A 14,963-nucleotide genomic window follows, 5' to 3' on the forward strand; every position below is an offset into this window, starting at 1 on the left:
CGTCACGAGTTCCTGCTCCGCGGCCGAGAAGCCGGCGATGGTGACGCATAAACCATGCAGGGAGGCTTCGACCCCACCGAGCTGGACCTCAGCGGGTCGCGTTGCCGTAGCGGACGACGGTGGTGGGGACGACGATCCGCCGCGGCTGGACCTCAGGTTCGGTGTCCGTACGGCTCATGCGTTCCATCAACAACTCCGCCGCCCGCCGGCCGAGCTCGCGCGGGTCGTACGCCACGATCAGTGGCACGCCCAAAACGTCGGCAAGCTCGAAGTCGTCGAAGCCTGCCAGTTCGACGTCAACGCCGAGTCGGGTGGCCGCGCGATACGCGCCGAGCGTGTTGCGGCTGTTGGCGCAGAACAACGCGGTCGGCGGGCGCCGCAGGCGGAGCAGCTCGCGGGCCGCGTCCTCGGCGGCCGGGATGGTGCGCTGCTGCAGCCGGACGTACCGCTCGTCGAGGCCGACGCCCGCCTCCTCGAGTGCGACGCAGAAACCCCGGAACCGTTCCGAGCTGGTCCACACCGACGGCGGCAGGCCGAGGAAGCCGACCCGGGTGTGGCCGGCTGCCAGCAGACCGGCGGTCGCTTCGCGGGCGCCGCCGAAGTCGTCGACGAGTACGCAGTCCAACGCGAGGTTGGTGGGTGGACGCGCGCCGAGGACGACGGGGACCGATCCGGGCGTCTGCGGGTCGAGGTGGGAGTGGTCACTGCCCGCGGGGACGACGATCATGCCGTCGACCCGGCGCGCGGTGAGCTCCTCGACCAGCCGGCGTTCGCGCCCGACGTCCTCGTCGGTGTTGGTGAGGACGACCTTGAGGCCGTTCTGTCCCGCGACCGACTCCACCCCGAGGGCGAGCTGTGAATAGAAGGGGTTGGCGAGGTTGGTGACGACGAGCCCGATGAGGCCGCTGGTGTGTCCCAGCCGCAGGTTGCGGGCCACTTCGTTGCGGCGATAGCCGAGCGCATCCACGGAGGCGAGGACGCGTTCCCTCGTCTGCCCGGACACGCGTGGGTCGTCGTGCAGCACCCGGGACACGGTCATCGGGCTGACCGACGCGTGGTCGGCCACATCGCGCATCGTCGGCGCCCGTCGCGGGGTCGGTGCGTCGGTCACGGTCGCCGGCCCTGCCGGATCGTGTGGATTCCCGCCCCGATGAGGGTGGCGTCGTCGCCGTGCCGGGCATGGACGACCGCGGGACCGTACGTTCCACCCAGGCCAGTACGCAGCGGTCGGGCGATCAGATCCCACGACCCGGCCATCGAGCCACCCACCACCACCACGGTGGCGCCGAACCGGTTGACCCACGGCCGTAGCGCCTCGCCCAGAGCGCGGAACGTCCCGCTCAGCACCGTTTCCGCAAGGATGTCGCCGTCCCGGGCCCGTTGTGCCACGTCGTGGACATCCAACCGCGGGTCGTCGCGTCTGGTCATGGCTGAGTATCTCGCCAGAACGGCTCGCCGCGAGACGGTCTCCTCCAGCGGCTGGCCATTGAAGGTGAGCAGGTCGGCACGACCCTCGGGTGGTACGGCAGGCCCTTCCTCGATGATCCGCCCACGGTCGAGAAAGGCCGACCCGACGCCGGTGCCGAGGGTGAGGGCGAGCGCCCTGTCATGCCCAGCCGCCGCGCCCGACACCCATTCCCCGACGGCGAACGCGTTGGCGTCGTTGAGGAAATGGACCTCCGCCGGCGCCGGTCTCACAGCGTCGAGAAACGCCTGGCGAAGGTCGACACCTTTCAGCGCATCGAACTTCCCCACGCCTTCGTACAATCCGATGCCGCCCTCGTAGTCGAACGGTCCCGGCAAGGCGACACCCCAGGCCGCGTCCGGTGGTGCGGCGACGTCGTTGGCGCATCGCACGAGGCGCTGCACGATATCGGTCGCGGAGGCCGATGCGTCGAGCGGGCGACGGTGGCGGCGCTGACGCGCGCTGTCAAGGACAGCTTGCGCGGCCGGGTCGAAGAGCGCGGCCGTCACATGCGTACCGCCGATGTCCATCACGGGAACCAGAGTGCGGACGGGCACGCGGAGGGAGGCGGGGACGGTCATGACGTCACGAGCGACTTGACGATCCGGGCCCGGTCAGGGCCGAGGGCGCGGACGAGATAGGGACCCACCGAGGCGGGGACGACCATCGTCTCCGCGTAGGCGAGGTCGTGGCGGTGCCCGCTCGCGGTTTCGACCGCGACGCCGTTTCCCTCGACGACGTTGAGCACATGGAAGCGTCCGTCGGTGTCGTCCTGGGCGGCTCTGCCCGCCTCGACGACCAGGCGGCGTACCTCGAAGAACATCTCCGGCGACGACCCGAGCAGCTCCTCGTGCCAGCCGGTTCCGGAGCGAAGGACCCGCGGCTGCTGCACCAGCTGCTCGCGGACCGCCGGACCCCTCCGCCGGCGGTCCAGGTTCGCGAACGCATGTCGCACGTGCACAGGTCGCTGGCGCTCCTTCTCGTCGCGCCGCAACCAGTCGTAGAACCGCAGGCTGTAGAGGTACGGCGTCGCGCTGACCTCGAGGACGACGTTCCCCTCGCCGCTGCCGTGCGGGGTGCCGGCGGGGATCAGGAACAGCTGGTGTGGAGTCGCCGGAAACGTCTGGACGTACTCCTCGATGTCGAACGGCACGCCGTGGTCGTCGGCGGTCCGCGCCCGGTGGTGGAAGACCTCCAGATCCGTGCCGTCCTTCAGTCCGAGGAAGACCTGCCGGTCCTCACCGCCGAGGAGGATGTAGTAGGTCTCGTGCTGGGTGTAGGGCCAGCCGAAGACGCGTCGCATGTAGTCGGACTGGGGATGGCAGTGGACCGAGAGGTTGCCGCCGCCCACGGTGTCGAGGTAGTCGAACCTGATCGGGAACGACGTGCCGAACTGTGCGTGGACCCGCTCGCCCAGGATCTCGACCGGACGCTGGCTGACGACGAGCTGGAACGGCAGCTCGACCTGCGCGCCGGTCGCCTGGCCGATGAGTACTCCGCTCTCCGGCGCGATGAGCTCGTAGCCGAGTGCCGTGTTGCGGGCCTCCGGGTTGTGGCCGAGTTCCTGCTGCGCCCAGTGGCCGCCCCACGAGGAGGTGTTGAACGTCGGGCGGGTACGAAAGGGCCTCGTCGCGAGAGCGGCCGCCGTACGCCGAAGCGTTTCGCCGTCGAGGGAGCTCGGGTTGGCTGAGTCCCGGGTGTCGATCCACCGGTCGATCCGCCCGGCGATCGCGTCCCGGTGCCGGTCGAGAATCGGCCAGTCGATGTAGAAGAGCCGCTTCGTCGTGCCCGCGCCCGCGTCGTCGGTCTGACCGAGGTTCCGGCCCGTCCCGTCGACGACGGCAGCCTCGGCGTGCCGCTTGGGCAGGTCGGCGTACCACAGGACGTCGTGGTGGACGAGTGCTGCGCCCGGCCCGAAGACGACGAGGGCACTACGCCCGGCCGTCGGATCGGCCGTCGGATCGGGCTCCGGCAGCTCCTCGAAGAGGTCGCCGAGTTCGTGCGTGGCGAGGGTGGCGAAGTCTGGATCCTCCGGGAGCGCGGCCGACTCCGTGGCGGCGACGATCTTCTCCCACGGTGCGAAGTGTGCCCGCAGGTCGAGCCACTCTGCGGAAGTGCCAGCGCCCGACAGCGCCTTGGTGATACCCGTGACGAGCGCTGACCAGTCGAGGATGGCCGGGCCGTCGATCGCCAGGACGAACGGCGCGGAGGGCAGCGTCGCGACCGCGTGGGGCCAGCCGCGCAGGACGGTGGCGCCGGGGGCGTCGCCGAGCGGCGGATAGGCCGGGTTGGCCTCGTACGCAACTGTCCCCGTCACCGCTTGTCCTCCTCGACTCCGATCCCGCCTGTGGTATCGACACCATGCCGGTAGCCGGGCCGCCCGCGCAAGGGTACCTGGCCGCCCCAGGTCGGGCAGATCAGCGAGGCGCCTGCTGTAAAAGGCCGATTCCGGTCGAAGTCGTGGCGCGACGTGCCGTGAGGCGGTGGCTGTCTTGTACGGTCATCGACCACACAGACATGTTATCGATACCTCACCTTCGAGGCCGGCGCCCGTTGCGGTCGACCCCAGCCCCCGCACCGCTCCACTCTCGAACCCTTCACCGGCGATGGAGAGGCAACTCATGAAGCATCGAAGGTTCTTGGCCGCGTTGGTCGCGGCTGGTGCCGTGCTGCTAGGCGCATGTGCCCAGGGCACGGAAACTCGCGGGGACGACGGTTCAGGCGCCGGCGCTGGCTCGGGTGCGACGCTGACCCTCAACGGCGACCGCGCCGACTTCGTACCGGCGTACGAAGCAGCAGGCGCGAAGCTCGCCGAGATCACCGGTTCCGGGATCAGGCCGCGCAACGTCCCGAGCACGGAGAACTACCAGCAGGTCATCCGTTCGTCGCTGCAGACCAGTAGCACGACCGACCTGATCAAGTGGTGGAGCGGCTACCGCCTGCAGGACCTCGCCCAGACCGGAGGCATCGAGGACCTCAGTGCCGAATGGGACGCCGCCGTCGAGAAGGGCTGGGTCAACCCTGAGACCGAGGCCAGCTTCTCCTACGACGGCAAGGTCTACGCCATGCCGATGTACAAGTCCTACTGGGTCATCTACTACAACAAGCAGGTCTACGCGGACCTGGGCCTGTCGGTGCCAGGGACCTGGGAGGAGTTCCTCGGCAATGCCGAGAAGATCAAGAAGGCCGGCATCACTCCGCTGTTCGCGACGCAGGAGGCGGGCTGGACGTCGTTCATCTGGTTCGGCGAGATCCTGAGCAAGCTCGACCCGGACTTCTACGTACGCCTGATGAACGGCGAGGCGAGCTATACCGATCCCACCGCCCGCGAGGCAATGGAGGTCTGGGCCGATCTCTACGCCCGTGGCTACTTCACCGCACCTGACACCGCCTGGGACAACGAACCCGCGCTCTTCGCGGAGGGCAAGGTCGCCATGGTGCCGATGGGCACCTGGCGCAACGCGATCTTCGTGGAGAACGGACTGACCGAAGACGACTACGGCGCCTTCATCCTGCCGATGGTCAAGGAGGGAACGAAGCCGTCCGTCATCGTCGAGAGTGGCATCTTCGCGGTCCCGAAGAACGCACCGAACAAGGACGCCGCCAAGAAGGCGTTAGGTGAGTGGCTCAACCCAGAAGTGCAGAAGGCCTGGGTGGAGAAGATCAACGACATCTCCGCGAACCCCTCGGTCGGTATCGAGAACCCGTTGCTGACCTCGGTCACCGAGCAGGTGGGAGAGGCGAAGCCGACCGAGCTCGAACGCTACTGGGAGGCGAGCCCGCCGGCTCTCATCGAAGGCAACGTGCAGGATCTCGCGGCCTTCATGGTCGATCCGACGCCCGCGAACATCGACGGCACCCTGCAGAAGATGCAGGACCGCGCCGACACCGAGTGGGCGAAGTGGAAGGGCCGGGAGTAGATCCCATGCCCACAACAGCCCTGCGGGAGACGCAGACGACACCACGGGTGCGGGCGAACGACAACCTCCCGCGGCGTCCGCGGAAACCGCACCGGCACTGGGCAACGCAGGCAAGCGGAGCCTTCTTCCTCTCGCCTGCGGTCGCCCTGGTCTGCGTGCTCCTGCTGGTGCCGTTCGCGATCACCGTCTATCAGAGCCTCACCCGCTATGACGGCCTCGGACCGGCGACCTTCATCGGTCCAGGCAACTACGCCGCTCTGCTGCGGGACCCGGCGTTTCTCGCCTCGGTGCTCAACACCGTGCTGTGGACGGTCGGGACCCTGCTGCTGCCGGTGGCGTTGGGACTGCTCATCGCGGTCCTGACGAACACGACCGGCTGGGCGGCGTGGCTGCGGTACGCCTTCGTCCTTCCGTACGCCATCTCCGGCACGGCGACCGCGGTGATCTGGGGCTTTGTCCTGCGGACCGACGGTGCGCTCAACCAGGCGCTGGGACTCGTCCAGCTCGACTCGCTCCAGACACCGTGGCTGCTCGAGTGGCCGACGAACACGCTCATGATGATCCTCGCCAACACCTGGCAGGCCGTTGGTGTCGCGGTCATCCTCTTCGTGGTGGGCCTCCAGACCGTGCCGCCGGAGACTGTGGAGGCCGGCACGCTGGACGGTGCGAGTGGGTTCCGGCTCTTCCGGAGCATCGTCTTCCCGCAGCTGCGGGCCGTGACCGTGGTCGTCGTCGGTATCTCCATCGCCAACAGCCTGCGGGTCTTCGACCTGATCTGGCTGCTCACCGGCGGCGGTCCCGGCCGGGTGTCGGAGACGCTCGCCGTCACGATGTACCGCCAGACGTTCGTCGTGAGCGACTACGGATTCGGCGCCGCGGTGGCGGTCGTCCTCGCCGGCATCGTGGTCACGGTCTCGTGGATCTACCTGCGCCGGCAGATGCCCCGGGCCGGATGAGGAGGCGCTTCATGACAAGGTTCATCCGCCATGCTGTGCTGGTCGTCCTCGCGGCGATCTGGCTCGTTCCGACCTACCTCCTCGTGGTCAACGCGTTCGTGCCCGCTGATCGCTACGCCGGGAGTCCGGTCTGGTTTCCGCAGGCGTTCGGGTTCTTCGACAACCTTGCCCGCGCGTGGACAGCCGCCGACCTCGGGCTCGGTATCGCCAACAGCCTTCTATACGCATCGTTGTCCGCGGGGGCCGCCGTGCTCACCGCTGCGATGGCGTCGTTCGCGGTCATCGTCATGCCGACCCGCCGGCGTGGCCTGTGGTTCTGGATCATCTACGCCGGCACGCTTCTGCCGCTGCAGATCTTTCTCGCTCCACTGTTCAAGGCGTACGTCGGGGTGAAGGTCTACGACACCCAGATCGGCATGATCGCCATCTACGCGGCGCTGTGTGTGCCCTTCGCGTTCTTCGTGGTACGCAACTACCTGACGACGGTGGCGGTCGAGATCAGTGAGGCCGCCCAACTCGACGGCGCCGGATGGGTCCGGCTGTTCCTGCAGATCCATCTCCCGATCGCGCGGTCGTCGTTGCTCGCCGCGTTCATCTTCCAGTTCACGTGGGTGTGGAACGACCTGCTGTTCGGAATCACCCTGTCGACAAGCCCCAACATCCGCCCGGTGATGGCCGCGCTCGCGGAGCTCAACGGCGGCTACTCCAGCCTCGGACCGCCGATCGTGTTGGCCGCGGCGCTCGCCGTCTCGCTGCCGACGGTCGTGCTCTTCCTGGCGTTCCAACGATTCTTCGTCTCCAGTCTCAAACCAGTTGGCTGACCGCGGAATTGGAGTGTGGTCATGATCTCTTCGACGTTCCGGCGCATGGCGGCCGGGCTGACAGCAGCCGGGTTGGTAGCCGGACTGCTCGCCGGCGCCGGCCAGATGGCTACGTCCAGTCCGGCCGTCGCGGCCGTCCAGACCAGTCGCGACTACGTGAGCCTGGTCAACCCGTGGGTGGAGGCTGACATCGGCCGGTTCTTCTTCTTCCAGTCGGCCAGCAACCCGTTCGGCTTCGTCAAGCTGCGTCCTGACACGAGCACCCACGCGTCGTGGGGCACCGGTTACCGCAAGAACGAAGACATGGTCCAAGGTTTCAGCCATCTGCACGAGTGGCGGCTGTCCGGCATCCAGGTGATGCCGACCTCGGGTGACAGCGTGTCGAAGCTGGAGGGCTCGTCCGGTTGGCAGTCGCACGTCGAGCACGACGACAGCGAGATCGCCCAGCCTGGCTACCACAAACTGCATCTGGACCGGTACGCCATCGACGCCGAGCTCACCGTCACCGACCGGGTAGGACTCCACCGCTACACCTACGACCGGTCCGGGCCCAGCGAGATCATCGTCAACCTCGGCGGCAAGCTCGGCGAGGCCGAGATGGAGAACGCCCACGTCACCAGGGTCAACGATCGCGAGCTCGAGGGCTTCGTCGTCCAGCACGGCGAGGGCTACGGCGGCATGCACGAGACGAAGCTGTTCTTCAACATCCGCTTCGACCGGCCCTTCGACTCGCTGCACGGCTGGGCCGACGGTGAGCTTGTGGACGGCGGGGCCGCGGTCGGCAAGGTAGCCGGCGACAACAGCGGCGCGTACGTCCGCTACGACAACGTCGACACCGGCGACCAGGTGCAGATGAAGGTCGGGCTCTCCCTCACGAGCCTGGACGGTGCACGCAAGAACCTCGAGACGGAGCTGCCTGGGTGGGACTTCGACGCGGTGAAGGCTGCGTCGCAGCAGCGGTGGAACGACATGCTCGGCCGGATCGACGTCCGCGGCGGGACGCACCAGCAGCAGGTGAAGTTCTACACCGACCTGTTCCATGTGCTCTGCGGGCGGAGCTTGGTCAGCGATGTCGATGGGAAATACATCGACGACACCTGGAACCACAACAAGGTCAAGCAGATCCCGCTGGGAAAGGACGGCAAGCCGACGTTCGCGATGTACAACTACGACGCGCTGTGGCTGACCCAGTGGAACGTCAACTCCGTTCTGGGTTTGGCGTATCCCGAGATCTACTCGAGCTTCGTGCAGTCACAGCTGCAGATGTACAAAGACGGTGGACTCCTGCCGCGTGGGCCGGTCGCCGGCAACTACTCCATGGTGATGACCGGTTCGCCCGTCACGTCGTTCATCACTGGCGCCTACAACAAGGGCATCCGCGACTTCGACGTCAATCTCGCCTACGACGCCATGCTCGACGCCCAGTCTCTGGGCGGCCTTTATGACAAGGCGTGGTTCGACTATGCCGGATGGGGTACGGGAGGCAACCACGAGTACCTCGACCTCGGCTACGTCCCGAACAACCTCACCGCTCAAGGCGCCGGCCAGACGCTGGAGTACGCCAACCAGGACTGGGCGCTCGCCCAGCTGGCACGTCAGCTCGGCAAGGCCGGTCTCAACGCCTCACAGTTCGCCGACGTCTCGGTGACGTCGCAGCTGAACGACACGGGCTCGTCCGGCGAGCGCGCTGTCGACGGGCGGCCGCTGAGAGCACCGGCGCCGCACGAATGGATGTCGTCTGGCGAGCAGAACCCCTGGATCAAGCTGTCCTGGGATCGGCCTCGACGGATCCACAAGGTCGTGCTGAGCGACCGGGTCGATTCCACGTCCAATGTCAACTCTGGCGTTCTGACGTTCAGCGATGGCAGTCGGATCACCGTCGACAACATTCCGACAACCGGTGCTGAGAAGGTCGTGGCATTCCCGTGGCGTCGGGTCGACTGGGTGAAGTTCCAGGCGACTGGCGGCTCGGGCCAGGACGTCGGCCTCAACGAGATCGAGGTGTGGGACGACACCGACACCGACAGCTACCTGCTCGAGCGTTCGCGCAACTGGCGCAACCTGTTCGACCGGGAGACCGGATTCATCCGCCCACGCAACGCCGACGGCAGCTGGCGTGACCCGTTCGACCCCCTCGCGCCGAACGACTTCGTCGAGGCCAACTCCTGGCAGGCGACGTGGTTCACCGTGCACGACGTGATGGGGCTGGCCAACGTGCTCGGCGGCACCGACGCGTACGCCGACAAGCTCAACCACGCCTTCGAGCAGTCGGTGGACGCGAACTTCATCGGCGAGTACGGCCACGGCTATGTCAGCTACGGCAACCAGCCGGGCCTGGAGGTTGCGCACCTGTTCAACTATGTCGGCAAGCCGTGGTTGACGCAGTACTGGGTACGCCAGGTCAAGGAGAAGACCTTCGGCTCGATCTCGACCACCGACGGCTACGGCCACCACGACGAGGACCAGGGCCAGATGGGCGCGATCAGCGCCCTCATGGCGATGGGACTCTTCGAGGTTACCGGCGGTGGTCTGGAGCGCCCTGTCTGGGACATCACGTCGCCGATCTTCGACGAGATCATCATCGAGCTGAACCAGGACTACTACTCTGGCAAGCAGTTCCGCATCGTCACCCACGACAACTCCGCGGAGAACACCTACATCCAGCGCGCCACGCTGGACGGGCGCACACTGAACAACGCCTGGTTCCACCACGACCAACTGGTCGATGGCGGCACCCTCGAGCTCTGGTTGGGCCCTGAGCCCAACACGCAATGGGGCGTCGACCAACTGCCACCGTCGGAGTCCACGCGGGCGCCGGCCGTCCCGTACGTCACACCCGACAACACGCGAGTCGATCCAGGCGGTAGCACCACGGTGAGTCTTGGTGCCCAGAACCTCACCGACCAGCCGGTGACGGTCGGCTGGCAGGCCACGGCGACGAGCGGGCTGCAGTTCAGCCCTGGCAGCGGCAGCGTCGAGGTGGCGCCGAACGGCTCGGCGTCCCAAGACGTGACAGTCCGGGTGCCCGACGGTACGCCGGAGGGTGTCCACCGCGTCGTGTTCACCGCGCAAACCGCGAACGGCACCCGACTACCCGAGGCGATCGCGTACGTACGAGTAGCGCCGGCGGTGTCGGCGACCACAGCACCCGGACGGCTGAGTCTGCTGCAGGGAACACCTGCGGACTTCCAGGTGCGACTGGCCAACAACGACGCGGACAAGGCCCACGCCGCCGAGGTCAGCGTCCAGGCCCCGGACGGCTGGACGGTCGAGCTCGCGAGCCGGTCGGTGGACGTGCCGGCGGGCGCGACGACCACGACGACATTCAGGGTCACTCCGCCGGCCGACGCGTCAGGAACGGCGTCGCTCACGCTCAACAGCAGCGGCGACTGGGGCAGCTCCAGCCGCGAGATCGAGGCGAACGTGAGCCCGAAGGTGGCACTGGTCGGCGCCATCGACCTGAGCACAGCCGAGTTCGCGTTGTCCCCGAACCGATTCGGGGCCTACCCGTCGACGTTCCCCGACGACGTCGACTTCACCGTAGGCGTCGACGATCCGGCCACTGACTGGAGCTACATCCACCCGGGTCCAAACGACGGATGGGCGGGCACCAGGTCGCACACCTTCACGGTGCGGTTCGACCTCGATGCCGTGCCTGACCGAGATCTGGCGTTCACCCTTTGGCTGATCGACACCCACAACGCCGGGCCTCCCACCCTGCAGCTGTCTCTCAACGGTGGAGCGTCCACGACGTTCGGGCTGCCTCGGGGTGGCGGTGAGGGCTACCACTGGGGCGACGGCGGATCCACCAGCGGCAGCAGCATCCGGCCCACGGTGCTCGACGTCAGGCTTCCCGCGAGCCAGCTTGCGGCAGGCGAGAACACCGTCACGATCACCAGCACGGGCGGCTCGTGGATGGTGTACGACGCCTTCGGAATCCGGGGACCGTCATGACAGGTACCACGGCCGGCGACGCGGTCATGCCTGGCTGACCCGAGGAGCGACCCACATGTCCCGACGAGGCATCCGTTGCCTGCTCGCCGTGCCGGTCGTCGCCGGCCTCGTTGCAGCGCTGCTGGCCGGGGCTGGCTTACCCGCCAGTCCCGTGCCGGCGGCCGAGGCAGCAGCTGAGGCGGCACCGGCCGAGCCGGATTACGTGAGTCTGGTCAATCCTTGGGTCGAGGCCGACATCGCGCGGTTCTATTTCTTTCAGTCGGCCAGCAACCCGTTCAGCCTCGTCAAGCTGCGACCTGACACCAGCACCCACAGCCCCTTCGACACCGGCTACCGGCGCAACGAGCACTTCGTCAAGGGATTCAGCCATGTGCACGATTGGAAGTTCTCCGGCATCCAGGTGATGCCGACTTCGGGCGATCCGGCGCCGAAGCTCGAAGGCGACACCGGCTGGCAGTCGTATGTCGAGCACGATGACAGCGAGGTCGCCGAACCCGGCTATCACCGGCTCCACCTGGATCGGTACGGCATTACAGCCGAGCTGACGGCGACGGATCGGGTGGGGCTTCACCGCTACACTTACGACCGGTCCGGGCCGAGCGAGATCATCGTCAACCTGGGCGGCGTCCTGGGCGAGGCGACCATGAAGAACTCCCATGTCACCAAGGTGGGCGATCGGGAGCTCGAAGGCTACGTGGTCCAGTACGGCGCCGGCTATGCCGCCTTCCACGACACGAAGCTGTACTTCACCATCCGCTTCGACCGGCCGTTCGACTCGTTCCACGGTTGGGCCGACGGCAGCCTGGTCGATGGCGGTGCCGGGGTCGATGAGGTTGTCGGTGACGACATGGGTGTGTACGTCCGCTACCACGACATCGATGCCGGCGACCAGGTCCAGATGAAGGTCGGTCTCTCTCTGACCGGGCTGGAGGGGGCGCGCAGCAACCTCGAAGCGGAGCTGCCGGGATGGGATTTCAACGCGGTGAGGGCCGCCTCACGGCAGCGGTGGAACGACATGCTCGGCCGGATCGACGTCCAGGGTGGCACGCATCAGCAACGGGTGAAGTTCTACACCGACCTGTTCCACATTCTCTGCGGCCGGGGCAAGGTTTCAGACGTCGACGGGACCTACATCGACGACACCTGGAACCAAGGTCGCGTCAGGCAGGTGCCACTGGACGACCATGGCAAGCCGGAGTTCGCGGTCTACACCCATGACGCACTCTGGTTGACGCAGTGGAACATCAACACGGTCTTCGGCCTCGCGTACCCAGAGATCTCGAGCGAGTTCATCCGGTCGGCCCTGCAGATGTATCGCAACGGCGGCATCCTGCCCCGAGGCCCGATCGTCGGCAACTACTCGATGGTGATGACCGGTTCGCCGATCACGTCGTTCATCATCGGTGCCTACAACAAGGGCATCCGCGACTTCGACATCGACCTGGCCCATGACGCCATGCTGGACGCGCATTCGATCGGCGGCCTGTTCGACAAGGCGTGGTTCGACTACGCCAACTGGGGGACCGGCGGCGGCCGAGACTACCTCGACCTCGGATACGTGCCGACCGGCACGACCGGGCAGGGCGCCGGGCAGACGCTGGAGTACGCCCATCAGGACTGGGCACTGGCCCACCTGGCCCGGCGACTCGACAAGAGGGGGATCAACATCGCCCAGTTCGCCGACGTAGCCGTCTCGTCGCAGTTCGATGCCGGCCATGCGGCCGCGCGGGCGATCGACGGCCGTCCCGAACGGGCGCCTACGTCCACCGAATGGGCGTCGGCCGGCGAGCAAAATCCGTGGATCACCTTGACGTGGGACGAGCCGCAGCAGATCCGCAAGGTAGTCGTGCGTGATCGCACCAACCTTGTCGACAACGCGAACTCCGGCCGCCTCACCTTCAGCGACGGCACCACCATCGATGTGAGCGGCATTCCTGTGAACGGCACGGCCAAGGTCGTGCGGTTCGCACCCAAGACCGTGACCTGGGTGAGATTCGACGTCACCGGAGGCACCGGGCCCAACGTCGGCCTCAACGATGTCGAGGTCTGGGACGACCGCGATGTCGCGGACTACCTGATGAAGCGGTCCGGCAACTGGCGCAACCTGTTCGACCGGGAGACGGGCTTCATCCGCCCACGCAATGCCGACGGCACCTGGCTCGAACCGTTCGACCCGCTCTCCCCGAAGGACTTCGTGGAGGCCAACTCGTGGCAGTCGACCTGGTTCACCTCCCACGACGTGATGGGGCTCGCCAACCTCATGGGAGGCGAGGCGGCGTACAAGGACCGGCTCAACTACGCCTTCGTCAGCGCCGAGCCTGACAACTTCATCGGTAGCTACGGCAAGGGATATGTCAGCTACGGCAACCAGCCGGGCGTCCAGGTGGCGCACCTGTTCAACTACGTCGGCTACCCCTGGTTGACCCAGCACCGGGTCCGTCAGGTCAAGGAGAAGACCTTCGGCTCGATCTCGACGACCGACGGCTACGGACGCCATGACGAGGACCAGGGTCAGATGGGTGGGATCAGCGCGCTCATGGCGATGGGCCTTTTCGAGGTGACCGGCGGCGGGCTCGAACGACCGGTGTACGACATCACCTCGCCGATCTTCGACGAGATCACCATCAAGCTGAACCAGGACTACTACTCAGGCAAGCAGTTTCGCATCATCACACAGAACAATTCGACACAGAACGCCTACATCCAGCGAGCCGAACTCGACGGCCGTGACTGGGACAACGCCTGGTTCCACCACGACCAACTCGCCGACGGCGGCACCCTCGAACTATGGCTCGGTGCTGAGCCCAACAAGCAATGGGGTGCGGAGAAGCTCCCGCCGTCAGAGTCTGAATCCGCGGGCAACACGCCCGTCCTCGCCACCGACATCACCATCAGCGGACCGAACCAGGTGCGGGAGCCGTACGGCTCGATCCGGCTGGGCGCCGAGTTCGTTCCCCACGACACCAGCTTGAAGAAGGCGTACTGGTCTGTCACCGAGCTCGACGGCTCGCCAACCAAGAAGGCCACGATCACCAACGATGGTGTGCTCACCGTCAACCACCGCGACGGCGAGGTCCTCGTCACCGCCGTGGCCGGCGACAGCGGCGGTGCGCGGGCGACAGCCACCGTCGACATCCAGCTCGATCCAACCCTGCTCCGGAGCAACGCCGCCCGCTGGCCAGACGCCACGGCGACGGCGTCGTCGGAGTTCAGCAACGCTTTCGGTGTAGTGCGCGTGCACGACGGCTTCGGCGACGGCACGGGGGACTGGGCCTCCGCCGGTGAGCAGAATCCGTGGGTGCAGCTGGATTGGGCCGATCCGATCCAGGCCGATCGCATCGTGCTTTACGACCGCACCAGCCGCGATGACGCCAACAGCGGCACGCTGACCTTCAGCGACGGCAGCTCGATCAAGGTCACCGGCATCCCGCCGACCGATCCGAAGACCGTCACCTTCGATCCCAAGACCTTCGCGTGGGTGCGCTTCCAGGTCGAGGGCGGCATTGGACCCAACGTCGGCCTCCTCGAGTTCGAGGTCTACGGCGTTCCCCGAGCGCCCGGCGTGCCGCGCGATGTGACGGCGAGGGCGGAGGACGGCTCCGTGGCGGTGTCCTGGACAGCGCCGGAGTTCACCGGAGGCGTGCCACTCACGGGTTACGTCGTCACGCCGTACCGCGACGGCACGGCACTCGATCCGATCAACGTCGACGAGGACGTCACGTCACTCGTCGTGCCCGACCTGACCGCCGGCCAGCCGTACACCTTCACCGTCACGGCAAAGAACATGACCGGACCAGGGCCGGAATCCCCGCCAAGCAACGTGGTCACCCCACACTGAGGAGCCTGC

The 14,963-nt window shown here is 66.9% G+C and carries 8 protein-coding genes; 5 read left to right on the top strand and 3 right to left on the bottom strand.

The features are described from left to right. Nucleotides 1–88: 88 nt before the first annotated feature. Genes ABN028_RS26355 through ABN028_RS26365 form a run of 3 tightly spaced genes read right to left on the bottom strand, consistent with a single transcriptional unit; the run spans nt 89 to nt 3,782 of the window. Complete coding sequence (locus ABN028_RS26355; protein ID WP_349330505.1) at nt 89–1,111, bottom strand: LacI family DNA-binding transcriptional regulator; 1,023 nt, start codon at nt 1,109–1,111, stop codon at nt 89–91. Then, nucleotides 1,108–2,046 carry an ROK family protein gene (locus ABN028_RS26360; protein ID WP_349330506.1) on the bottom strand — a complete coding sequence of 313 codons (939 nt, stop codon included), beginning with the start codon at nt 2,044–2,046 and terminating at the stop codon, nt 1,108–1,110. Before ABN028_RS26360 ends, ABN028_RS26355 begins: the two co-directional genes overlap by 4 nt. Continuing rightward, nucleotides 2,043–3,782, bottom strand: coding sequence for a class I mannose-6-phosphate isomerase (locus ABN028_RS26365; RefSeq protein WP_349698476.1), 1,740 nt, complete (start codon nt 3,780–3,782; stop codon nt 2,043–2,045). Before ABN028_RS26365 ends, ABN028_RS26360 begins: the two co-directional genes overlap by 4 nt. A 304-nt stretch (nt 3,783–4,086) precedes the next feature. Here ABN028_RS26365 and ABN028_RS26370 point away from each other — a divergent pair, with 304 nt between their 5' ends. From ABN028_RS26370 to ABN028_RS26390, 5 genes are read left to right on the top strand one after another with little or no spacing between them, the layout of a single operon-like run. Further along, nucleotides 4,087–5,385, top strand: a complete 1,299-nt coding sequence (locus tag ABN028_RS26370; RefSeq protein WP_349330508.1) for an ABC transporter substrate-binding protein — start codon at nt 4,087–4,089, stop codon at nt 5,383–5,385. Nucleotides 5,386–5,390: 5 nt separating this feature from the next. Beyond that, nucleotides 5,391–6,341 (top strand): carbohydrate ABC transporter permease, encoded by a 951-nt coding sequence (locus ABN028_RS26375; protein ID WP_349698477.1) that lies wholly within the window; start codon nt 5,391–5,393, stop codon nt 6,339–6,341. Nucleotides 6,342–6,352: 11 nt separating this feature from the next. Then, entirely contained in the window at nt 6,353–7,162 is an 810-nt protein-coding gene (locus ABN028_RS26380) for a carbohydrate ABC transporter permease (RefSeq protein ID WP_349330510.1), read from the top strand. A gap of 21 nt (nt 7,163–7,183) precedes the next feature. Then, entirely contained in the window at nt 7,184–11,116 is a 3,933-nt protein-coding gene (locus ABN028_RS26385) for a glycoside hydrolase domain-containing protein (protein ID WP_349698478.1), read from the top strand. A 55-nt stretch (nt 11,117–11,171) separates the two neighbouring features. Next, nucleotides 11,172–14,954, top strand: a complete 3,783-nt coding sequence (locus tag ABN028_RS26390) for a glycoside hydrolase domain-containing protein (protein WP_349698479.1) — start codon at nt 11,172–11,174, stop codon at nt 14,952–14,954. Nucleotides 14,955–14,963: the final 9 nt, after the last annotated feature.

Source organism: Actinopolymorpha sp. B17G11 (assembly GCF_040196095.1).
Classification (GTDB): Bacteria; Actinomycetota; Actinomycetes; order Propionibacteriales; family Actinopolymorphaceae; genus Thermasporomyces.